The sequence below is a fragment of the Streptomyces sp. NPDC058671 genome (genome assembly GCF_042716475.1).
GTDB lineage: Bacteria > Actinomycetota > Actinomycetes > Streptomycetales > Streptomycetaceae > Streptomyces.
The window spans coordinates 353,475-374,508 of the sequence record NZ_JBHXSA010000003.1 but is presented as its reverse complement, the minus strand read 5'-3'; the positions used below and the strand labels follow the sequence as shown (position 1 = coordinate 374,508).

Below are 21,034 nucleotides of genomic sequence, written 5' to 3'. Positions count from 1 at the left end.
ACGGGACGAGGAGTGGGGGAGGCTCGGCCATACTGTTCGACGGCATTCCAACGGGGGTGTGCCGCAAGGGGCTGGGGGTGGACGGCGTGGGCGTGGACCTGCCGGAGCGCATCGGCGACTACGTCGTGGAGCGCGAGCTGGGTGCGGGCGGCATGGGCACGGTGTACCTGGCGCGGTCCCGGGGCGGACGTACCGTGGCCGTGAAGGTGGCCCGCCCCGAGCTGGCCGTGGACCCGCATTTCCGCGCCCGGTTCCGAGCCGAGGTCGAAGCTGCCCGCAGGGTCGGCGGGTTCCATACGGCACAGGTCGTCGACGCCGACCCGGACGCGGCGGCGCCCTGGCTGGCGACCGCGTACATCGCGGGGCCGACGCTGTCCGGGCTGGTCGCGCGCAGGGGCCCGATGGGCGAGGCCCCGCTGCGGCAGCTCGGGGCGGCGCTGGCGGAGGCGCTCCAGGCCATCCACGCCTGCGGCCTGATCCACCGGGACCTCAAGCCGGGCAACATCATCATGGCCGACGACGGCCCGCGAGTGCTGGACTTCGGTATCGCCCGGGCGCTGGAGTCGACCCGGCTGACCTCCACGGGAGCGGCCTTCGGCACGCCAGGCTTCCTGGCTCCCGAGCAGGCCCAGGGACTCGAGGTCGGCGGACCCGCCGATGTGTTCGCGCTGGGCGCGGTGCTGGTCGCGGCGGCGGGTGGCCAGGCGTTCGGGGAGGGCTCCCCGATGGCGCTGATGTACCGGGCGGTGCACGAGCCGCCCGACCTGTCCGCCCTGCCCGGGGCGATGCGGCCGGTGGTCGCCGCCTGTCTGGCCAAGGACCCGGCGACCAGGCCGACGCCCCGGGGACTGCTGGACGTCTTCGCGCCGGATGTGGCAGGCACGGTTCCGGACGCGGCGGTGGGCACGGTTCCGGACGCGGCGGTGGGCACGGCGCCGGACGTGGTGGTGGGCACGGTTCCGGACGCGGCTGCGCACCCGTCACCCGCCCCCGCCGGGCCCACGCCGACCGCCCAGTCGGCCGCCGCGCCGATCGACCGGGACGTCGCCGGTGCCGAGACCGTCGCCGCCGTGCCGTCCGCCGGGTCTCGGCTCGTGGAGGCGCCGCCGGGGCGGAGGCGCGCGGGAACCCTCGCCGCGGGGGTGGCAGGAGCCCTGATCGTGCTCGGGGGCGCGGGTTACGGCATCTACGCGTCCACGGGCGCGGGCTCGGACGAATCCTTCCCCAAGGCCACGCACGAACTCGTCATTCCCGAGTCGATAGTGGGGGGCGCGTACGGATGGAACATCGAGTACCGCCTCCCTCCGGCTCCGCAACCGGACAGCGAGAGTCAGAGGGATTCCACGCACTTCACCGCCGACTACAGCGTCACCGACACCGTCCACGACACACCTCCCCTGTTCCGGACGGTGCGGGTGTACGGCTCTTCCGGTCGGTACAAGGATCCGGAGGGGGATCGAGACGGCCTGATCGGGGCCATGACGGTGACGGGCGACGAGACCGTCGTCGAACCGCCCAGAACGATCCGCGTCCCCGGCTCGGACGTCGAGTTCCGCTGTACGACGGTGGAGCAGGAGACCGTGTGCGGCTGGGGTGACGCCAACACCACCGTCGCGGTCGCGTTCACCCCGAGCAGCACACTCGAACGGGCGGCGGCGACGACCGCCCGGATACGCGACGACCTGCGCAGGCCGATCGGGACCTCGGGGACGCCGACAGGGACGCCCTCGGGGACCCCCTAGCCGCGCTGCCGCGCCCGGCGGGTCGTCCTCGGGCCCTCGACGGGGGTCTCCAGATGCCCGGTGACCAACTGGTTCAGGGCGCGCAGGAGGACGGTCCGCTCGGTGTCGGGGAGGGAGGAGAGGGCGCCCTGATGGACGCCGTCGACGATCTTCTGGCTCTCCCGGGCGACCTTCGCCCCCGCCTCGGTCACGGCGATGATCCGCGCCCGACGGTCGGTGCTCGACGGCCGGCGCTCGGCGAGCCCGGCCTTCTCCAGCGCGTCGACGGTGACCACCATGGTCGTCTTGTCCATGTCGCCGATCTCCGCGAGCTGCGCCTGGGTGCGCTCCTCCTCCAGCGCGTGGACGAGGACGCAGTGCATCCGGGGGGTGAGCCCGATCGCACCGAGCTCGGCGGCCATCCGGGTCCGCAGGACGTGACTGGTGTGGTCGAGGAGGTAGGAGAGGTCGGGCTCGGTGCGGGTGGGCGCCATGGCAGTCATACCGGCCAGGGTAACGAAAATGGATCCGTCACGGATTATCGGGAAGCGGACGGATGGGTGGGCGGGTGCGAGGGATCCCGCGCGCGGGCTCACCGACCCGGACTACGCGGCGCTCGCCGCCTGGGTGGGGTGAGGAGCGCCCCCGTGGTGGGGGCTCACAGGCCCCGGGTGCCGTCGATCCGTTCGCGGAGGAGGTCCGCGTGGCCGTTGTGGCGGGCGTACTCCTCGATCATGTGGATCAGGACCCAGCGGAGGGACACCGTGCCACGCCAGCCGTCGTGGCCAGAGACGTCGAGGTCCGGGGCCTCGGCCGTGAAGCGGTCGGCGAAGTCCACCGCCGTACGCCAGGCCTCCCAGGCGGCCGCGATGTTCGCGGGGTCCGGTGCGGCGCCGTCGAAGTCGCCGTCCGGGTCGTCGGCGGAGGACCAGAGCGGACCGGCGTCGTCCCGGCCGGCCAGGACCTGCCCGAACCAGCGGCGTTCGACGTCGGTGAGGTGCCGGATCAGGCCGAGCAGCGACAGGGTGGACGGCTCGACCGCCCGCCGGCCCAACTCCGCCGCCCGCACCCCCTCCAGGTCCGCGCACTTCAGGACCAGGGTCGCGCGCTGGTCCGCCAGGAACCCGACGAGCATCTCCCGCTCGCCCCCGGTCGCGGGCCCGGAGAAACGCCGTCGGCCCGCCGCACCGCCCGTCTCGTCGAGAACCTCAGCGCGCCGTCGGCCCGCCGCACCGCCCGTCTCGTCCAGGACCTCCGCGCGCCGCCGGGGGCTCACCACATCCGCCCCTCCGGTCTCGCGGACCGGGGCCGGCGCGGGTTCGCGTCCGGCCGCGCCGCCCTGCTCCGCGTACGGCACGTCCTTGTCCCGCCCTGCGCGTTCCACCGGCATGCGTGGCCTCCCCCTCGGCGTCGGCCCCATGGTGGCACGGCGCGGCCGGAGGCCCCGGGAGGGGTGACTCCTGCAAGCGGCTGCTTGCAATAGTTAGCAAAGGCTGGCATGGTCGGGGCATGGCATCGCTCAACGTCGGCAATCTCGGTGAGTACCTCCGTGAGCAGCGGAGGACCGCGCAGTTGTCCCTGCGGCAGCTCGCCGACGCCGCCGGGGTGTCGAATCCGTACCTGAGTCAGATCGAGCGCGGGCTGCGGAAGCCGAGCGCCGAGGTGTTGCAGCAGGTCGCGAAGGCCCTGCGGATCTCCGCCGAGACGCTCTACGTACGGGCCGGGATCCTCGACGAGAAGGAGCGGGACGAGCTGGAGACGCGCGCCGTCATCCTGGCCGATCCCTCGATCAACGAGCGGCAGAAGCAGGTGCTGCTCCAGATCTACGACTCCTTCCGCAAGGAGAACGCCGCCGAGGCAGCCGCCGCAGCACACGCTGCCGCGATAGCCGACGCGGAGGCCGCCGCAGCCCACGCAGCCGCGGCAGCAGCCGACACCCACGCCGACGCAGCCCCCGGGCCGGACGCCGACGCGGCCCCCGGGTCGCCCGCCGACGTGCCCGATGCCGAAACGCCCCTGAAGTAGCTCGCTCGTACGTCATCTCCGGGAGGACCACCAGCATGCCCATCATCGACGAACTGCGTACCCCTCTCTACTTCGCCGCCGGTACCGCCGACCTCGCCGTGCAGCAGGCCAGGAAGGTCCCCGGCCTGATCGAGCAGATCGCCGCCGAGGCCCCCGCCCGGATCGAGGCCGTACGGAAGACCGACCCCAAGGTCGTGCAGGAGAAGGTGGCCGCCCAGGCCAAGGAGGCCCAGGCCACCGTGCAGTCGAGGTTCGCCGATGTCGTCGGCGGTCTCGACACCGACCTCAAGAAGCTCGGTGAGACGGCCCAGGACCTCGCCATGCGCGGCGTCGGCGTCGCCGCCGAGTACGCGGTCAAGGCCCGGGAGAAGTACGAGGAGGTCGCCGCCCACGGCGAGGAGGCCGTGAAGGCCTGGCGGGGCGAGGTCGCCGAGGAGATCGTCGAGATCGCCGTCGTCGTCGAGCCGGACGAGAAGGCCGACGAGGACAGGGCCGGGCACAGGGCCGACGCGTCGGTCGCGGACGCCGCCGCCTCCGACACCGACTCGGACTCGAAGGCGACCGTCAGGAAGCCCGCCACCCGTAAGGCCTCCGCCAAGAAGGCGCCCGTCGCCGCCGAGGAGAAGTAGGACCGGGCACTGATACGGGTATCCAAGGCGTCGGAGCGGGTACCTTGACCGCGAGGCGCTCTTCCCCTCTTCTCTAGGCGGTGCTCAGCATGTTGCGCGCGGGATTCGACTCCCTTCTCTCCCTGGTGGTCTTTCTCCTCTTCACCGGCTTCGCCGTCGCCGCGCTCGTCTTCGCCGCCATGGCGCGCGAGGACGCGTACCGTGCCGCCGAGAAGCAGACGAAGAGGTTCTGGCTGATCATCCTGGGCATCAACCTCGTCGTGAACCTGCTGCTGCCGATGCTGTTCCTGCAGATCGCCGGTGTGATCGCCGCCATCGTCTTCATGGTGGACGTACGCCCCGCGCTCGCGCAGGTCTCCGGCGGAGGCCGCGGCGGCCGCCGGGGCGGCGGCTCCAGCAGCGACGGACCGTACGGCCCGTACAACGGCGGTCGGTAGCGACCACCGAAGTCCAGCCGAAAACGCAGGTGCAGGGCCCGGGGCTATCCCCGGGTCCTGTCCCGTTCCAGGGCCAGGACCGCGACGTCGTCCGTCAGCTCGCCGCCGTTCAGCGACCGGACCTCCGTGACCGCCGCCTCCAGGAGTTCCTCGCCCCGCAGGCCCGCGGCCAGCTGCCGGTTGATCATCCCGACCATGCCGTCCTGACCGAGGCGCGGCGAGCCGGGCCCCGCCGAGCGGCCCTCGATCAGACCGTCCGTGTACATGAGCAGGCTCCACGCCCCGCCCAGCTCGACCTGCCGCCGTGGCCAGCGGGCGCGCGGCAGCAGACCGAGGGCCGGGCCGCCGTCCTCGTACGGGAGCAGCCGTGCCGCCCGTCCCTGCCGGGCGATCAGGGGTGACGGGTGGCCGGCCAGGCACATGCCGGCCCGGCGTCCGTCGGGCGCGATGTCGACGGTGCAGAGGGTCGCGAAGATCTCGTCGCTCTCCCGCTCGTGCTCCAGGACCTGCTGCATCGTCGAGAGCAGCTCGTCCCCGCACAGCCCCGCGAAGGTCAGGGCCCGCCACGCGATGCGCAGCTCGACGCCAAGGGCCGCCTCGTCGGGGCCGTGTCCGCAGACGTCGCCGATCATGGCGTGGACGGTGCCGTCGGGCGTACGCACCGTGTCGTAGAAGTCGCCGCCGAGCAGGGCGCGGGAGCGGCCGGGCCGGTAGTGCGCCGCGAACCGCAGGTCGGAGCCCTCCAGGAGGGGCGTGGGGAGCAGTCCGCGCTCCAGCCGGGCGTTCTCCTGGGCCCGCAGCCGCGACTCGGCCAGCTTCACCTGGACGGCGTCGGCCCGCTTGCGCTCCACGGCGTACCGGATGGCGCGGCTGAGCAGCCGCCCGTCGAGTTCCTCGCGGAAGAGGTGGTCCTGGGCCCCGACTCGTACCGCTTCGGCCGCCAGCTCCGCGTCGGCGGAGGCCGCGAGGGCGAGGACGGCGTGGCGCGGGGCGAGGCGCAGGATGTGCCGGAGCGGGGCGAGCGGGTCGTCGCCCGCGGCGCGGGGGCCGGGCAGGGAGAGGTCGACGAGGACGCAGTGGACGTCGTCGGTGAGGAGCCGCTCGGCCTCGGTGAGGTTGCGGGCGGTACGGATGCGGACCCGGGTGCCGAAGGCGTCGGCCGCGTCGAGGAGCCGGGGTACGGCGAGGGCACCCGCCGGGTCGTCCTCGACGACCAGGAGAGTGAGATCGGTGCGGTCGGTGCCTGTGACTGTGCCTGTCATAGCGGTGGCGTCCATGGGAGTGGCCTCGCCGGGTCCCGCAGCTGCAGAGACGATTCTCTGACGCGGTAGCGATACGGGCATCGGTCCGGTCTTCCTTCTCTCCCCCCGAGACTGCGCGGGGCGCCGGGTGGCGTCCCGCCCGTCCCGGACCCTAGCGGTAGGGCGGTGCGCAGCGGAATGGTGATCAGGTGGCGAGCGCCCGTGGCGAGATTGGCATATGCCGCGGAAGGGGAGGTACTTGCCGCCGTACGCCGCGCGGGAGGGCCCCGGCGGCAATGAGAAAGGTCACGCGGGGGCGGCGGTCCGCCGTCCGTGAGGGCCACGGGGTCGCCTTCCGAACGCCCCGGTCGTTGCCTCCGGGGCGCCATGCGGTCGCGTGGGGGCGCCGCGCGGTCGCCACCGGTCGCCTCCCCGGTCGCCAGCGGTCGCCGTTGGTCGCCACGCGGGCGCCTCGGGTGTCACACGGTCGCCACCGGTCGCCTGGGGCGCCGCACGCTCACCACGGGTCGCCTCGGGTCGCCTCGGGTCGCAGGCGCCCGGTCCGCTTCGGTTCAGGCCGGGCGTACGACTCCCAGTATCTCCATCGATCCCGCTCCCGCCAGCGTCACGTCCCGTCCCGGGCGGGGGGCGTGCACCATCGTGCCGTTCCCGACATACATCCCGATGTGGCTCGCGTCCGCGAAGTAGACGATCAGGTCACCCGGCTGCATGTCCTCCACGGCCACGCGCGGCAGCAGGCGCCACTGCTCCTGCGAGGTGCGCGGAATCGGCCGGCCGGCCGCGCCCCAGGCGCTCTGGGTCAGCCCCGAGCAGTCGTACGAGCCCGGTCCCTCCGCCCCCCACACGTACGGCTTGCCGATCTGCGCCGTCGCGAACGCGATCGCCTTCGCGGCGGCCGGCGTCGCGTCGGCCTTCAGGCCGGTGAGGACGCCGGTGTCGAGCCAGGTCGTCTGGGCCCGCTGCCGCTCCTGCTCCTCAAGGTGCCGCAGCCGCTCCCGCTCCTCGGCGGCGAGTTCGGACTCCAGCTTCTTCGCGGCGGCGATCTTTTCGTTGATCTGCTTCTTCGCCTGGGCCTGCCGGATGCGGTGGGCCTCAAGCTTGGTCCAGTTGGTGCCCGCGTCCTCGGCGTAGACGTCCAACTGGGCCTGGGTGCGGTTCATCTCGCCGAGGAGGTCGGTGGTGGCCTTCGCTCCGGCCTTGAGCCGTCCCGCCGCGTCGAGGAAGAGCTGCGGGTCGTCGGTGAGGACGAGCTGCGCGCCGTCGGGAAGCCCGCCGTTGCGGTACTGGGCACGGGCGGACGCGCCGGCCCTGGCCTTGAGCGCCTCGATCTTCGCGCGGGCCTCCGAGATCATCCGGGCGACACGGACGATCTCGGCGGACTGCTCCTCGGTCCTCTCCTCCGCGAGGTTGTACGCGTCGGTGGCGACGGCGGCCTGCCGGTACAGGGCGTCGATCTCCTGGCGTACCTGCTCCAGGTTCTTCTTCGGCGGCGGAGGGGGGAGGGGCGCGGCGGCGGCCTGGAGGGTCAGTGCCGGAGAGGCCAGCACGGTCAAGGCGCAGATCATGGTGATCGCGGCGGTGGCGTGGCGGCGTCGGTTCACTGGCTCCCCCTTTGGACGGCCACATCTGATTTACCGTCAGTAACGTGATGGCGGCGATGGCGATAGTGCCATGCGAGACCGGAAAGTAACAGGGGAAACCGGGCCCCTTGGGCCTGCTCCCCCTCCCTGGGACGGGTGAGGCGGGCGGGGCGTTCCCGGTGGAACGGAAATTCAGCGGGAGTTGGGGAAAGGCCCTCCGAAACCGCGCCACCCCGTGGCCTTGGTCACCCGAGCCGCCGGCCCTCACTCCCGAGGCGCCAGCGCCTCCCACCGCACCGTCACCTCGCCCTGACGCCACCGCCGGGGACCGTCCGTCAGCGGCCAGTCCGCCGCCAGGTCGCGGACGGAGCGGATCCACCGCTGCCGCGCGCCGAGCGAGGCGTACGGGGCGGCCGCCGCCCACGCCCGGTCGAAGTCCCGCAGGAACGCGTGCACCGGCTCGCCCGGCACGTTGCGGTGGATCAGCGCCTTCGGCAGGCGCTCCGCCAGGTCCGACGGGCGGTCCAGCGAACCGAGCCGGGTCGCGAAGGTCACCGTGCGCGGCCCGCTCCGGTCGAGCGCCACCCACACGTGGCGGCGACCGATCTCGTCGCAGGTGCCCTCCACGAGCAGCCCGCCGGGTGCCAGCCGCTCGCACAGCCGCCGCCACACGGCCGCGACCTGCTCCTCGTCGTACTGGCGCAGCACGTTCGCCGCCCGGATCAGGGACACCTGGCCGGGCACCGGCACCTCGAAGCCGCCGTGCAGGAAGGAGAGGCCCTCGTGCTCGTACGGCTTCGCGGCCTCGACGCGGGCGGGTTCGATCTCGATGCCGTACAGACGGGTGCGGGGGTCGGCGGTGCGCAGCCGGGCGAGAAGTTCGACGGCGGTCCAGGGGGCTGCCCCGTACCCGAGGTCCACGGCGACGGGCGGCTCGGGGGAGCGGCGCAGGGCCGGGCCGTGGACGGCGGCGATCCAGCGGTCCATGCGGCGCAGCCGGTTGGGGTTGGTGGTCCCACGGGTCGGGGTGCCGACGGGGCGGGTGGTGCGCGGGGCCATGCCATGAGCGTAGAGGAGGCCGCGGGGGGCGCCGACGGGGAGGGCGGGGGCGGCGCGCGGGGCGCTGACGCCGGGGCCCGGGGCGGCTGCCCTGCGCGGGGGGCGCCGACGGTGAGGCCGGGGGCGTGGGGTGCCCCTGCGCGGGGGTGCCGACTGCGGGGCTGGGGCTGGGGCGGCTTGCCTGGCGCGGGGCGCCGACCCGGCACCCGGGGCCCGGGGCGGCTTGCCCCGGGCGGGGGCGCCCGGCGCGAGGCCGAGGCCCGGGGCGGTCGGCCCCTGCCCCGCGGTCGCCTAGCCCCGAGCCCCCGCCGGTAATGAATTGGCAAAGCGCCCCACCCACCGGAAATGAAAGGTGTCATTCCGGTGTTGTGGCGGCTGAAGGACGGACCGCGCCCTCCGGCGTGCCATGCCCGACCCAGGCCCCCCAGCGGAAGGACCGCCGACGTGAGCCAGTACGTGTCCCGGTTCGCCGGTACCCGGCACCGGCACCCGGCACCATCCAGGCTCCGGCTCCCCGGCCGGAACCGGACCCCCCGCCGCGTGGCCATGCTCAGCGTCCACACCTCGCCGCTGCACCAGCCGGGCACCGGGGACGCGGGTGGCATGAACGTCTACATCGTCGAGCTGGCGAAACGTCTCGCCGCCATCGACATCGAGGTGGAGATCTTCACCCGGGCCACGACGGGCGGACTCCCCCCGGTCGTGGAGCTGACCCCCGGCGTGCTCGTACGGCATGTGGACGCCGGCCCGTACGAGGGTCTGGCCAAGGAGGAGCTGCCGGCCCAGCTCTGCGCCTTCACGCACGGCGTGATGCGGGCGTGGGCGGGCCACCGCCCGGGGCACTACGACCTCGTCCACTCCCACTACTGGCTCTCCGGACACGTCGGCTGGCTCGCCGCCGAGCGCTGGGGCGTGCCGCTCGTCCACGCCATGCACACCATGGCGAAGGTCAAGAACGCGGCGCTCGCCGAGGGCGACACGCCCGAGCCCGCGGCCCGGGTGATCGGCGAGACGCAGATCGTCTCCGCGGCCGACCGGCTGATCGCGAACACGGCCGAGGAGGCCACCGAGCTGGCCCGCTTCTACGAGGCCGACCCCGGCAAGATCGCGGTCGTGCACCCCGGCGTCAACCTCGACCACTTCCGCCCCGCCGACGGCCGCGCCGCCGCGCGGGCCCGGCTCGGGCTGCCGCAGGACGCCTTCATCCCGGTCTTCGCCGGCCGCATACAGCCGCTGAAGGCCCCGGACATCCTGCTGCGGGCCGCCGCGGTGCTCCTGGAGCAGGACCCCTCGCTGCGCTCGCGCATGATCGTGCCGGTGGTCGGCGGGCCGAGCGGCAGCGGCCTCGCGAAGCCGGAGGGGCTGCACAAGCTGGCCGCCCGGCTCGGCATCGCGGACCTCGTGCGCTTCCACCCGCCGGTGGGCCAGGACCGGCTCGCCGACTGGTTCCGCGCGGCGAGCGTCCTCGTCATGCCCTCGTACAGCGAGTCCTTCGGCCTGGTGGCGATCGAGGCGCAGGCGGCCGGCACCCCGGTCGTCGCGGCGGCGGTCGGCGGCCTGCCCGTCGCCGTACGGGACGACGTGACCGGCTTCCTCGTGCGGGGGCACGATCCGGCGGACTACGCCCGCGCGCTGGGCCGGTTCGTGGCGGACCCGTCCCTGTCGGACCGGATGGGCGCGGCGGCTGCCCGGCACGCCGGCTCCTTCGGCTGGGACACGGCCGCGTCGGGGACGGCGGACGTGTACACGGCGGCCATGCACGATCATCGGCTGCTCGAGAACCGCCGTCGCGTACGCTCCCACCATGGCTGAGGCTGAGGACGTCCGGCGGATCGTCGAGGACACGTTCAAGGACGCGGAACTGGAGTGGGAGTCCCCGGAACCGGGCTCGTACGTGGTCAAACTCCCCGGCACGCGCAAACTGTTCACGACGCTGTCGCTGCGCGCGGGCCGTCACTCGCTCTCGCTCAACGCCTTCGTCATCCGCCACCCCGACGAGAACGAGGCGGGCGTCCACCGCTGGCTCCTCGAACGCAACCTCAAGCTGTACGGGGTGAGTTACGCGGTCGACGGCCTCGGTGACGTCTATCTGGCCGGCAAGCTGCCGTTGTCGGCCGTCACGCCCGAGGAACTGGACCGGCTGCTCGGCTCGGTCCTCGAAGCCGCGGACGGCGACTTCAACACGCTCCTGGAGCTCGGGTTCGCGTCGGCGATCCGCCGCGAGTACGAGTGGCGGGTCTCGCGCGGCGAGTCGACCCGGAACCTCGACGCGTTCAAGAGCCTGACCCGGAAGTCCGACAGCGGCGGGCCCGCCGACTGACCGATCACCGCCGTACCGGTACGAGGCGCGGCGGGAGTTCAGACGTTGACGGGGTCCTGGTCCTTCGGGGTGACGGTGGGAGCGGCCACCGCCGGGTCGATGCCGCCCGCCTTGTCCGCGTCGCAGGAGTCGTCCGCGTCGTAGGGGTCGTCCCCGTCGTAGGAGTCGTCGGCGGCGTGGGCGTCGTCCGTGAGGGCGGTGCGCAGGCGGGTGAGGTAGCCGACGGCGGCGAGGACGCCGATCGCGGCCGTCGCCGCCCACAGGACGCCGGGGCCGGGGCCGTCGACGATCGCACCGGCCGCGATGGGGGCGACGAAACCGGCGACGGCCCAGGACATGCCCATCACGCCCTGGTAGCGGCCCCGGGCGTGCTCGGGGGCGAGGCGCGCGGTGGCGGCGGCGTTCGTCGGGACGTGGATCATCTCGCCGACGGTCCAGACGACCACGGTCACGGCGAAGGCCACGGAGGAGCCGGCGAGGGCGGTGGCGCCGGTGCCGACGGCGAAGAGGAGGGAGGAGAGGCTCAGCAGGAGGACCGGTGAGTGCTTCTCGGTCAGCCTGTTGACGAGCAACTGGAAGCCGACGATCACGATGCCGTTGACGGCGATGACGACGCCGTAGGAGGAGGGGGAGAGGCCCTGGCCCGCCATGGTGAGGGGCAGGCCGATCCAGGGGGCGGTGAAGACGACGCAGACGAGCAGGTTGAGCAGGACGAGGGTGCGGAAGGGGGCGTCGCGCAGCACGGTGAGCATGCTGACCTCGGCCTCGACGACGGGCTCGCCCGCCGTGTCGACGCGCGCCTCGGGCCGGGTCTCGGGGAGCCGCAGGAAGACGATGACGGCGCACAGGACGGTGGCGACGGCGTCGACGACGAAGAGGGTGCGGTAGCCGAGGAAGATGGCGGCGCCGCCGCCGATGGAGGCGATGGCGAAGCCGAGGTTGAGGGCCCAGTAGTTGAGGGCGTAGGCCCGGCGCACGTCGTGGGCGGGCACCATGTCGGCGATGGTGGCGTTGATGGAGGGGCGGACGGCCTGCATGGCGACGCCCATGAGGAGGACGACGACGGCGATGGCCCAGGCGCTGGTCACGACGGCGAGGGCGGCGGCGCAGGCGGCGGCGCCGAGGTGCATGGTGACCATGGTGGGGCGCCGGCCCCAGCGGTCGGTGAGCGCGCCGCCGAGCGGCGAACCGGCGACGCCGCCGAGGCCGTGGAGGGCGACGACGAGCCCGGCGAACCAGGCGGAGTGCCCGAGCTCCACCGTCAGGTAGAGCGAGAGGAAGGTGAGGACGAAAGCGCCCGTCCTGTTGACCAGGGTCGACAGCCAGAGCCACCAGAAGCCCTGGGGGAGTCCGGAGACCGTCGCCCCCGCCGATCGTCTGAGCGAGTCGATGGACATGTGAGGCCGCCCCCTGCTGTACGTAAGCCCTGCTTCCGGCTTCCGTAACTTACGCATCTCACCCGTCGGACGCCAGCCGATTGACGACGCGCGTCAATCGTCAGAGGTCGATTAGGCTCGTCCGCATGGCCGACGCACCGTACAAGCTGATCCTCCTCCGCCACGGCGAGAGCGAGTGGAACGAGAAGAATCTGTTCACCGGTTGGGTGGACGTGAACCTCACCGCCAAGGGCGAGAAGGAGGCGACGCGCGGCGGCGAGCTGCTCAAGGACGCCGGCCTGCTGCCCGACGTGCTCCACACCTCCCTCCAGAAGCGCGCCATCCGCACGGCGCAGCTCGCGCTGGAGTCCGCGGACCGCCACTGGATCCCGGTCCACCGCTCCTGGCGCCTCAACGAGCGCCACTACGGCGCCCTCCAGGGCAAGGACAAGGCCCAGACGCTCGCCGAGTTCGGCGAGGAGCAGTTCATGCTGTGGCGCCGCTCGTACGACACCCCGCCGCCGGTGCTGTCCGACGACAACGAGTACTCGCAGGCGCGCGACGCCCGTTACGCGACGATCCCCCCGGAGCTGCGCCCGCGCACCGAGTGCCTCAAGGACGTCGTCGAGCGGATGCTCCCCTACTGGTACGACGCGATCGTCCCCGACCTCCTCACCGGCCGCACGGTCCTGGTCGCCGCCCACGGCAACAGCCTCCGTGCCCTGGTCAAGCACCTCGACGGCGTCTCGGACGCGGACATCGCGGGCCTCAACATCCCGACGGGCATCCCCCTGTCCTACGAGCTCGACGAGAACTTCAAGCCCCTCAACCCGGGCGGCACCTACCTCGACCCGGACGCGGCCGCCGCGGCCATCGAGGCCGTGAAGAACCAGGGCAAGAAGTAGCCCTGACGCACCCTCAAGGCCCCCACCCGCGGCAGTCCCCGCCGGTGGGGGCCTCGTGTCGTGCCGGGGCAGGCCCCCGGGCCCGGTCCGACAACCTGCGGCGACCGTCCCGCGGAGTCGTTACCGTCCAGGCCATGAGCACCCCCCGAAACCCCTCGCTGCGCCTGGAGCAGGTCACCCCCGCCAACGTCGACGCCGCCGTCGCCCTGCGCGTCCACCCCCACCAGGAGCGCGACGTCGCCCCCGTCGTGCGGTCCCTCGCCCAGGCGTACGCCTTCGGGGAGGGAGCCTGGCCGCGCCTCGTCTTCGACGGCGACGAGCTCGTCGGCTTCCTGATGGCCTTCATCGACCTCCCCTGGGACGAGGAGAAGGACCCCGCCGACCGCCGCAGCGGACTGTGGCGCCTCAACATCTCCGCCGACGCCCAGGGCAAGGGGTACGGCCGGTTCGCCGTCGAGGCCGTACGCGACGAGCTCCGGCGGCGCGGAACACAGCGGATGTACGTGACGTGGGAGCCGGGCGGGAACGGACCCGGCGCCTTCTACCGCCGGCTCGGCTTCCGTACGACCGGCGAGGTCAGCGGCGGCCAGACCGTCGGCGTACTCGACGTCCTAGATGTCTGAGACGTAGGGGAAGCAGGGGGGAGTGGGGGGCGGGGTGCGGAACCCTCCCCCCCCCCCCCCCCCCCCCCCCCCCGGCGCCCCAGAAGAGCCCCCCCACCCGCCCCCCTCTGCCGACCCCTCACCGCCCAGCGCGGGCCGCGGGGGGGGCGGGCCCCAAACCAGCCCCCCCCCCCCCCCCCACCCTCGCCCGTCAGCCCGTGAAGCCCCCGCACTGGCAGGGCGCGCCCGACTGGCAGCCGCAGCCGCAGCCCGAACCGCAGCCGCAGGCGCCGAGCAGCGGCAGGAACACCGCCTCGCGCGGCGCCTCCGCGTCGGAGTCGGTCGTCGTCATCGGGGATTCGGCCATAGGGTCCCTCCCTTTCGAGGCGTGCGTCGCCTCCCCCCATTGCATGCCCAGTCGGACCGGCGCATCAACGGCGCATCGGCGCCCACGCCGCCCGACCGGCCCGCGCCAGGACTACGCGCCCTCCACCGGCGCGTCCGACGCCTGCAGCTCGTCCGCGTGCTCACCCGTCACCAGGTACACGACCCGCTTCGCCACCGACACCGCGTGGTCGGCGAACCGCTCGTAGTACCGGCCGAGCAGCGTCACGTCCACTGCCGTCTCGATGCCGTGCTTCCACCGGTCGTCGATCAGGTGCTGGAACAGCGTCCGGTGCAGCAGGTCCATCTCGTCGTCGTCCTGCTCCAGCTGGAGCGCCAGGTCGACGTCCTTCGTGATGATGACCTCCGCCGCCTTCGCCATCAGGCGCTGCGCCAGCTGCCCCATCTCCAGGATGGTCGCGTGCAGGTCACGCGGCACCGCAGAGTCCGGGAACCGCAGCCGCGCCAGCTTCGCCACGTGCTGCGCCAGGTCACCCGAGCGCTCCAGGTCGGCGCTCATCCGCAGCGAGGTCACCACTATCCGCAGATCCGTCGCGACCGGCTGCTGCCGCGCGAGCAGCGCGATCGCGCGCGCCTCCAGGTCGTGCTGCAGGTCGTCGACCTTCTGGTCCGCCGCGATCACGCTCTCCGCGAGCTTCAGATCCGCGTCGAGCATCGCCGTCGTGGCGCGCCCGACGGCAGACCCGACAAGTCGGGCCATCTCGACCAGGCTCTCGCCGATCGAGTCCAGTTCCTCGTGGTACGCGTCCCGCATGGGCTGTCCCTCTCTACGCAAAGCTCCGGGGTCCGGGTGGGGCTCGGAACCCCCACGCTCCCACGTTCGGCTCCCTACGCGTCCGGTTCCACCCCCACACATGAACCGGCACTTTCCCCCAGGTGAACTCTGGGCTACACGCGCCACCGTCCGGTCCGGGGCAAATGAACCGGCCCCGTCTACACAGTGAACTCTGAGCGACGAGTGTTCGAGCAGCCACTCGGACGGCTGGGAGAGTGTCCCTCCGCCCGCATAACCTGGTTGGCATGGACGTGAACGCGGCAGTCGCCGCATTGGCCGCGATCGCCGGCGTGTGCACCGGCGTGATCGCCATGCTGGCGTTCCGCTGGAGCGAGCGCGACCAGGCGAGACCCACCCGTACCTCCCTGCACACCGACGCCGTGCTCCCGCCCGGTGTCGACACCGTGCTGTCCGTGCTGCGCTCCTCCGCGGTCGTCCTCGACGAGAGCGACTCCGTGGTGAAGGCCAGCTCGGCGGCGTACGCCCTCGGCCTGGTCCGGGGCGGCAAGCTGGCCATCGAGCCCATGCTCAACATGGCCCGCGACACGCGCCGGGACGGGGAGATACGCCAGGTCGAGCTGGACCTGGCGCGGCGCGGCAGCGGACGCGGGGAGGCCCTCGCCGTCTCCGCCCGGGTCGCCCCGCTGGGCTCGCGGCTGGTGCTGCTCCTGGTAGAGGACCTCACCGAGGCCCGCCGTATCGAAGCGGTACGACGGGACTTCGTCGCCAATGTGAGCCATGAGCTCAAGACGCCCACGGGCGCGCTCTCCCTGCTCTCCGAGGCGGTCATGGACGCGTCGGACGACCCCGAGGCGGTCACCCGCTTCGCCGGCCGGATGCAGATAGAGGCGACCCGCCTCACCAACCTCGTACAGGAGCTGATCGACCTCTCCCGCGTGCAGAACGACGACCCGCTCGAAGACTCCGAGCCGGTGTCCGTGGACGAACTCGTCGCCGAGGCGATCGACCGCTCCCGGCACACCGCCTCCACCAAGCAGATCACCATGGTCTCCGGCGGCGCCGCCGACCTGTACGTCTGGGGCAGCCGCGGCCAGCTCGCCGCCGCCCTCGGCAACCTCGTGGAGAACGCCGTCAACTACTCACCGGCCCGTACGAGGGTGGGCATCGCCGCCCGCACCATCGCGGCGCCCGGCGGCGACCTGATCGAGATAGCCGTGACCGACCAGGGCATCGGCATCTCCGAGAAGGACCGCGAGCGGATCTTCGAGCGCTTCTACCGGGTCGACCCGGCCCGCTCCCGTGCCACCGGCGGCACGGGACTCGGCCTCGCCATCGTCAAGCACGTGGCCGCCTCCCACGGCGGGGAGGTCACCGTCTGGAGCACCGAGGGTCAGGGCTCCACCTTCACCCTGCGACTGCCAGAGGCGGGCAACGTACGGGACCGCCGGCCTGTCTCGTCCTCCACCCCTGATCTCATGACCGAACCGCTTCCTGCCCCGGAGGTCCTTCCGTGACCCGAGTGCTCGTCGTCGAGGATGAGGAATCCTTCAGCGACGCCCTGTCCTACATGCTTCGCAAGGAAGGCTTCGAGGTCGCCGTGGCGGCGACCGGGCCCGACGGTCTCGACGAGTTCGAGCGCAACGGCGCCGATCTGGTGCTCCTCGACCTGATGCTCCCGGGGCTGCCCGGCACCGAGGTGTGCCGGCAGCTGCGCGGCCGCTCGAACGTCCCGGTGATCATGGTGACCGCCAAGGACAGCGAGATCGACAAGGTCGTCGGGCTGGAGATAGGAGCCGACGACTACGTCACGAAGCCCTTCTCCTCGCGGGAGCTGGTCGCCCGCATCCGCGCGGTCCTGCGCCGCCGGGGTGAGCCGGAGGAGGTCACCCCCGCGGCGCTGGAGGCCGGCCCGGTCCGCATGGACGTCGACCGCCACGTGGTGACGGTCGCGGGCGGGAAGGTCGACCTGCCGCTGAAGGAGTTCGACCTCCTGGAGATGCTCCTGCGCAACGCGGGTCGTGTGCTGACCCGCATGCAGCTCATCGACCGGGTGTGGGGCGCGGACTACGTCGGCGACACCAAGACCCTCGACGTCCACGTCAAGCGCCTCCGCGCCAAGATCGAACCGGACCCGGGCGCCCCGCGCTACCTGGTCACGGTCCGGGGCCTGGGCTACAAGTTCGAGCCGTAGACCCGGCCCGGCCCCGGGGGGCCGGACGGAGTCCGGCACAGCGTCCCGAAGCCCGGGAGGCCCTCCGGGGCCGAGCGGCGCGAGGGGCGCACGCGGGGGAGGGGCTCGAACCGGACCCGGGCGCCCCGCGCTACCTGGTCACGGTCCGGGGCCTGGGCTACAAGTTCGAGCGGTAGACCCGGCCCGGCCCCGAGGGGCCGTGAACCACGCCCGGCCCTCAGCGGCCGTGGCTCCCGCCCGGCCCCCAGGGGACGGGAAGGCTCGGTGTACGTGTGAAGGGGCGCTCCCCGGCCGGGGAGCGCCCCTTCACACGTGCCTGGCTGTGTCAGTGGCCGGAGCCCGTGGACTCGCCGCCGTGCTCGGCGCCGTGCTCCGCCTCGCCCGAGGGCGTCGCGGAGGCGCTGGGCGTGGTGCCCGGCGGGGCCGGGACGATGGACGGGCCGAAGTCCTTGAAGTAGCTCGACGCCGGGACGACGAAGGCGTTCATGCCGACGTCGCCGGTCTTGCTCAGCTTGAAGACGACCTTCTGGGCGTCGCCCTTGCGGGCGGCCTCGGAACCGTTCTCGATGGTGGCGGTGGCGTTGCCCGCGCCGCCGATCACGACGGAGCCGCCGGCCGGGACGGTGATCGGGCCGGTGCCCTCGGCCGCCTTCAGCTTCACCGTGGCGTTGCTGCCCGGGAGGCTGATGGCGTCGAGGGTCTGGGGCGCGTCCCCGTTGTTGAAGACGGTGGCCGAGACGACGGCCGGGCCCTTGACACCCGCCTCGGGCTGGGTGATCACGAGCGCGTTCTGGATCTTGACGTCGTCCACGGTGACGGCGGGGTTGTCCGGCCGGACGCCGAGCGTCTGTGCGTCGTTGCCCGCCCCACAGGCGGAGAGCGTGGCGATGGAGAACACGATGGCGGTGGCGGCGAGGGCGCCGCGTCGAAGGCTGCGGCTCACGGCGGCGGCATCTCCTAGGACGTACGGACAGGCTTGAGGACAGGGCTTACGGGCGAGCTGACGGACCGGCTGTGGAGCTGAGAGCCGACTAAAGGTGCGTCAGCGCGCTTAGGTTACCGAGCCCTACTCTCCGTCCCGCACCCGACCCGCCCCTAACCGCCCCCAACCGCCCTCGGCCCTCTCCAGGGCATCGCTGCGGAGCGGCCGACGCCCCCGGCCACCGGCCGGCCACCGGGCCAGCCACCGGCCGGACGCCGGGCCGGGCGCCGGACCGGTGGCCGCCCCGCCCGCGTCGGAAGTCGGCCGGTGTGGCCGGATCACGCCCCATTGACCCGTTGTTCACATAACCGCCTTGATCAATTCGACGGCGGCCCCGCATTCCCCGAGCCGCACCTCCGGAAAATCCCGCACCCGCGTCGACTGATCAATTACGGAATCACCCCGCGATGCATCCGTACGGGTGGACGATCCTCGAACGGAGTAGGTGAAGAAGCCCACTCTGAACCCGACAAATCGGGACATCGGCCCTCCTTGGTGGGGCTCCCGGTAGGTGTAACGTGCGGGTTTCTCTGTGTCCGCACAGCCGCTCCGACCTGCGAATACCCCCTTCCGGAAGCCCTCCGCAGCACGTTCGTGTCGCCGTTGTCAAGCCCCGAGATATGCCCTGACCTGCGAAAACGCCATTCAGAAGAAGCTGAATCCGTGTTACTCTGGATAGCCACGGAAGGGGTACCTGTCACATGACGTTCAAGGTTGGCGACACCGTGGTCTATCCCCATCACGGGGCCGCGCTGATCGAGGCCATCGAAACTCGCCAGATCAAAGGCGTGGACAAGACCTACTTGGTGCTCAAGGTCGCGCAGGGCGACCTGACGGTTCGCGTGCCGGCGGACAATGCGGAGTTCGTCGGTGTTCGCGACGTTGTCGGTCAGGACGGGCTGGACCGGGTCTTCGAGGTGCTGCGCGCGCCGTACGCCGAAGAGCCGACGAACTGGTCCCGTCGCTACAAGGCAAACCTCGAGAAGCTCGCCTCCGGCGATGTCATCAAGGTCGCCGAAGTGGTCCGCGACCTGTGGCGGCGCGAGCGCGAGCGGGGTCTCTCCGCAGGCGAGAAGCGCATGCTCGCCAAGGCGCGGCAGATCCTGGTCAGCGAGCTGGCGCTCGCGGAGAACACGAACGAGGACAAGGCCGAGGCTCTCCTCGACGAGGTCCTCGCGTCCTGAGCGTGCTCTGACGACATTCGAGCGCGTATCCAAGTGAAGCGATGCCGCGGTGCCCGTTGGCGTGCTGTGATCCACACAGTGCTGCCGTCGGGCCCTGCGGCATGTTCGCGTACGCATGCGGGCATCACCGTATGCGGAGCACCTGCCCACCGCCGAAGAAGACCCCGCACCCCCTGTGCCGTACGAACCCCAGTGCTCGGGCGGCACGCCTCGACCGTCGTCACGGAAAGGGCCCGGTCAAGGCGGAGCGTCCGGCACGGTGAGGCCATACCCATGTCGGCCGCGGAAACAAACCTGCCGGAGTGCAACCGATGTCAGACGAAGCGCGTCCTTCTCGTACCGCCGTGGTGATCCCGGCGGCCGGCCGGGGCGTACGCCTCGGGCCGGGCGCCCCCAAGGCGCTGCGCACGCTGAGCGGCACCCCCATGCTCATCCACGCCGTCCGTGCCATGGCCGCCTCCCGCGCGGTCTCGCTCGTCGTCGTGGTCGCGCCCCCCGAGGGCGCCGCCGAGGTCAAGAACCTCCTCGACGCCCACGCCCTCCCCGAGCGGACCGACTACCTCGTCGTGCCCGGCGGTGAGACCCGTCAGGAGTCCGTACGCCTCGGGCTCGACGCGCTCCCCGAGGGCGTCACCACCGTCCTCGTCCACGACGCGGCCCGCCCGCTCGTCCCCGTCGACACCGTGGACGCCGTCATCGAGGCCGTACGGGACGGGGCCGTCGCCGTCGTCCCCGCGCTGCCCGTCTCCGACACCGTCAAGGAGGTCGAACCGGCCGAGAAGCCGGGCGACCCCGAGCAGGTCGTCGCCACCCCGGTCCGGGCCCGGCTCCGCGCCGTCCAGACCCCGCAGGGCTTCGACCACGACACCCTGGTCCACGCCCACGCCACCGTCGCCCTCGCGGGTGAGGGCGCCACCGACGACGCCGGCATGGTCGAGCGGCTCGGCGCGCCCGTCGTCGTCGTCCCCGGCCACGAAGAGGCCTTCAAGGTGACCCGCCCCCTCGACCTCGTGCTCGCCGAGGCCGTACTCGCCCGCAGGAGGGCCAACGATGGCTTCTGAGCCGACCACGCCGCCGACCCTGCCGTCGCCCACGCCGCCCGTCATCCCCCGTACCGGCATCGGCACCGACGTCCACGCCTTCGAGAAGGGCCGCGAACTGTGGTGCGCCGGCCTGCTCTGGGAGGACTCCGAGGGGTACGGCCTCGCCGGGCACTCCGACGGTGACGTCGCCGCCCACGCCGCCTGCGACGCGCTCTTCTCCGCCGCCGGCGTCGGCGACCTCGGCGCCCACTTCGGCACCTCGCGCCCCGAGTGGTCCGGCGCCTCCGGCGTCACCCTCCTCGCCGAGGCCGCCCGGATCGTCCGCGCCGAGGGGTACGAGATCGGGAACATCGCCGTCCAGGTCGTCGGCGTCCGCCCCAAGGTCGGCAAGCGGCGCGACGAGGCTCAGCAGGCGCTGAGCGAGGCGGCCGGAGCGCCGGTCTCCGTCTCCGGCACCACCACGGACGGCCTCGGGCTCACGGGTCGCGCCGAGGGCCTCGCGGCGCTCGCGACCGCCCTCGTCTACCCCGTATCGCGGCAGGGCCGGTGAAAAACGTGGTGGGAGACGGGCGACAGG

General features: G+C 72.6%; 22 protein-coding genes. 13 read left to right on the top strand and 9 right to left on the bottom strand.

Features of this window, described 5'->3' with window-relative positions; genetic code table 11:
• Nucleotides 1–77: 77 nt before the first annotated feature.
• A complete protein-coding gene (locus ACFWV2_RS06135; protein ID WP_384402316.1) occupies nucleotides 78–1,742 on the top strand; it encodes a serine/threonine-protein kinase in 1,665 nt (554 codons plus the stop codon).
• On the opposite strand, the gene ACFWV2_RS06130 is transcribed toward ACFWV2_RS06135, so the two are convergent.
• Together ACFWV2_RS06130 and ACFWV2_RS06125 are read right to left on the bottom strand one after the other, a co-directional pair.
• Entirely contained in the window at nucleotides 1,739–2,224 is a 486-nt protein-coding gene (locus tag ACFWV2_RS06130) for a MarR family winged helix-turn-helix transcriptional regulator (protein ID WP_384402313.1), read from the bottom strand. The two genes, ACFWV2_RS06135 and ACFWV2_RS06130, sit on opposite strands and share 4 nt — an antisense overlap.
• Before the next feature lie 155 nt (nucleotides 2,225–2,379).
• Entirely contained in the window at nucleotides 2,380–2,856 is a 477-nt protein-coding gene (locus ACFWV2_RS06125) for a DinB family protein (RefSeq protein ID WP_384402511.1), read from the bottom strand.
• A gap of 374 nt (nucleotides 2,857–3,230) precedes the next feature.
• Here ACFWV2_RS06125 and ACFWV2_RS06120 point away from each other — a divergent pair, with 374 nt between their 5' ends.
• From ACFWV2_RS06120 to ACFWV2_RS06110, 3 genes are all read left to right on the top strand, one after another.
• A complete protein-coding gene (locus tag ACFWV2_RS06120) occupies nucleotides 3,231–3,746 on the top strand; it encodes a helix-turn-helix domain-containing protein (protein ID WP_384402310.1) in 516 nt (171 codons plus the stop codon).
• Nucleotides 3,747–3,781: 35 nt separating this feature from the next.
• On the top strand, nucleotides 3,782–4,375 hold the full coding sequence (locus ACFWV2_RS06115; RefSeq protein ID WP_384402307.1) for a hypothetical protein: 594 nt from the start codon (nucleotides 3,782–3,784) through the stop codon (nucleotides 4,373–4,375).
• A gap of 89 nt (nucleotides 4,376–4,464) precedes the next feature.
• On the top strand, nucleotides 4,465–4,812 hold the full coding sequence (locus ACFWV2_RS06110) for a DUF2516 family protein (RefSeq protein WP_360794220.1): 348 nt from the start codon (nucleotides 4,465–4,467) through the stop codon (nucleotides 4,810–4,812).
• Nucleotides 4,813–4,856: 44 nt separating this feature from the next.
• On the opposite strand, the gene ACFWV2_RS06105 is transcribed toward ACFWV2_RS06110, so the two are convergent.
• The 3 genes from ACFWV2_RS06105 to ACFWV2_RS06095 all read right to left on the bottom strand — a co-directional run bounded on the left by ACFWV2_RS06105 (nucleotide 4,857) and on the right by ACFWV2_RS06095 (nucleotide 8,713).
• On the bottom strand, nucleotides 4,857–6,089 hold the full coding sequence (locus ACFWV2_RS06105) for a PP2C family protein-serine/threonine phosphatase (protein WP_384402303.1): 1,233 nt from the start codon (nucleotides 6,087–6,089) through the stop codon (nucleotides 4,857–4,859).
• 536 nt (nucleotides 6,090–6,625) lie between these two features.
• On the bottom strand, nucleotides 6,626–7,675 hold the full coding sequence (locus tag ACFWV2_RS06100) for an NlpC/P60 family protein (protein WP_384402300.1): 1,050 nt from the start codon (nucleotides 7,673–7,675) through the stop codon (nucleotides 6,626–6,628).
• Between the two features lie 243 nt (nucleotides 7,676–7,918).
• Nucleotides 7,919–8,713 (bottom strand): class I SAM-dependent methyltransferase, encoded by a 795-nt coding sequence (locus tag ACFWV2_RS06095; protein ID WP_384402297.1) that lies wholly within the window; start codon nucleotides 8,711–8,713, stop codon nucleotides 7,919–7,921.
• A 444-nt stretch (nucleotides 8,714–9,157) separates the two neighbouring features.
• On the opposite strand from ACFWV2_RS06095, the gene mshA reads away from it, so the two are divergent.
• Entirely contained in the window at nucleotides 9,158–10,525 is a 1,368-nt protein-coding gene (gene mshA, locus ACFWV2_RS06090; protein ID WP_384402294.1) for a D-inositol-3-phosphate glycosyltransferase, read from the top strand.
• The gene (locus tag ACFWV2_RS06085; protein WP_384402291.1) at nucleotides 10,518–11,033 is read left to right on the top strand and encodes a YbjN domain-containing protein; all 516 of its coding nucleotides are present in this window, start codon (nucleotides 10,518–10,520) and stop codon (nucleotides 11,031–11,033) included. Before mshA ends, ACFWV2_RS06085 begins: the two co-directional genes overlap by 8 nt.
• Nucleotides 11,034–11,071: 38 nt before the next feature.
• Here the strand turns inward: ACFWV2_RS06085 and ACFWV2_RS06080 are convergent, their stop codons facing one another.
• On the bottom strand, nucleotides 11,072–12,430 hold the full coding sequence (locus ACFWV2_RS06080) for an MDR family MFS transporter (RefSeq protein WP_384402288.1): 1,359 nt from the start codon (nucleotides 12,428–12,430) through the stop codon (nucleotides 11,072–11,074).
• Nucleotides 12,431–12,555: 125 nt separating this feature from the next.
• Here ACFWV2_RS06080 and ACFWV2_RS06075 point away from each other — a divergent pair, with 125 nt between their 5' ends.
• Together ACFWV2_RS06075 and ACFWV2_RS06070 are read left to right on the top strand one after the other, a co-directional pair.
• Nucleotides 12,556–13,314 (top strand): phosphoglyceromutase, encoded by a 759-nt coding sequence (locus ACFWV2_RS06075; RefSeq protein ID WP_384402285.1) that lies wholly within the window; start codon nucleotides 12,556–12,558, stop codon nucleotides 13,312–13,314.
• A 134-nt stretch (nucleotides 13,315–13,448) separates the two neighbouring features.
• A complete protein-coding gene (locus ACFWV2_RS06070) occupies nucleotides 13,449–13,937 on the top strand; it encodes a GNAT family N-acetyltransferase (RefSeq protein ID WP_384402282.1) in 489 nt (162 codons plus the stop codon).
• 190 nt (nucleotides 13,938–14,127) lie between these two features.
• Here ACFWV2_RS06070 and ACFWV2_RS06065 read toward each other — a convergent pair whose 3' ends face one another.
• Together ACFWV2_RS06065 and phoU are read right to left on the bottom strand one after the other, a co-directional pair.
• Entirely contained in the window at nucleotides 14,128–14,283 is a 156-nt protein-coding gene (locus ACFWV2_RS06065; RefSeq protein ID WP_360794238.1) for a hypothetical protein, read from the bottom strand.
• A 111-nt stretch (nucleotides 14,284–14,394) separates the two neighbouring features.
• Nucleotides 14,395–15,075: a phosphate signaling complex protein PhoU gene (gene phoU, locus ACFWV2_RS06060; protein ID WP_073819993.1), complete on the bottom strand. Its 681-nt coding sequence runs from the start codon at nucleotides 15,073–15,075 to the stop codon at nucleotides 14,395–14,397.
• A gap of 266 nt (nucleotides 15,076–15,341) precedes the next feature.
• Here phoU and ACFWV2_RS06055 point away from each other — a divergent pair, with 266 nt between their 5' ends.
• Nucleotides 15,342–16,571 (top strand): sensor histidine kinase, encoded by a 1,230-nt coding sequence (locus tag ACFWV2_RS06055; protein ID WP_384402278.1) that lies wholly within the window; start codon nucleotides 15,342–15,344, stop codon nucleotides 16,569–16,571.
• Nucleotides 16,568–17,248: a response regulator transcription factor gene (locus ACFWV2_RS06050; RefSeq protein WP_015035162.1), complete on the top strand. Its 681-nt coding sequence runs from the start codon at nucleotides 16,568–16,570 to the stop codon at nucleotides 17,246–17,248. Before ACFWV2_RS06055 ends, ACFWV2_RS06050 begins: the two co-directional genes overlap by 4 nt.
• 325 nt (nucleotides 17,249–17,573) lie before the next feature.
• On the opposite strand, the gene ACFWV2_RS06045 is transcribed toward ACFWV2_RS06050, so the two are convergent.
• Entirely contained in the window at nucleotides 17,574–18,191 is a 618-nt protein-coding gene (locus tag ACFWV2_RS06045) for a DUF461 domain-containing protein (RefSeq protein WP_384402275.1), read from the bottom strand.
• Between the two features lie 740 nt (nucleotides 18,192–18,931).
• Between ACFWV2_RS06045 and ACFWV2_RS06040 the strand changes: the two genes are divergently transcribed.
• The 3 genes from ACFWV2_RS06040 to ispF all read left to right on the top strand — a co-directional run bounded on the left by ACFWV2_RS06040 (nucleotide 18,932) and on the right by ispF (nucleotide 21,007).
• The gene (locus tag ACFWV2_RS06040) at nucleotides 18,932–19,414 is read left to right on the top strand and encodes a CarD family transcriptional regulator (protein WP_003953493.1); all 483 of its coding nucleotides are present in this window, start codon (nucleotides 18,932–18,934) and stop codon (nucleotides 19,412–19,414) included.
• 311 nt (nucleotides 19,415–19,725) lie between these two features.
• Nucleotides 19,726–20,475, top strand: a complete 750-nt coding sequence (gene ispD, locus ACFWV2_RS06035; protein WP_384402272.1) for a 2-C-methyl-D-erythritol 4-phosphate cytidylyltransferase — start codon at nucleotides 19,726–19,728, stop codon at nucleotides 20,473–20,475.
• Nucleotides 20,465–21,007 (top strand): 2-C-methyl-D-erythritol 2,4-cyclodiphosphate synthase, encoded by a 543-nt coding sequence (gene ispF, locus ACFWV2_RS06030; protein WP_384402269.1) that lies wholly within the window; start codon nucleotides 20,465–20,467, stop codon nucleotides 21,005–21,007. The genes ispD and ispF overlap by 11 nt, the downstream gene beginning before the upstream one ends.
• The last annotated feature ends 27 nt before the right edge of the window (nucleotides 21,008–21,034 follow it).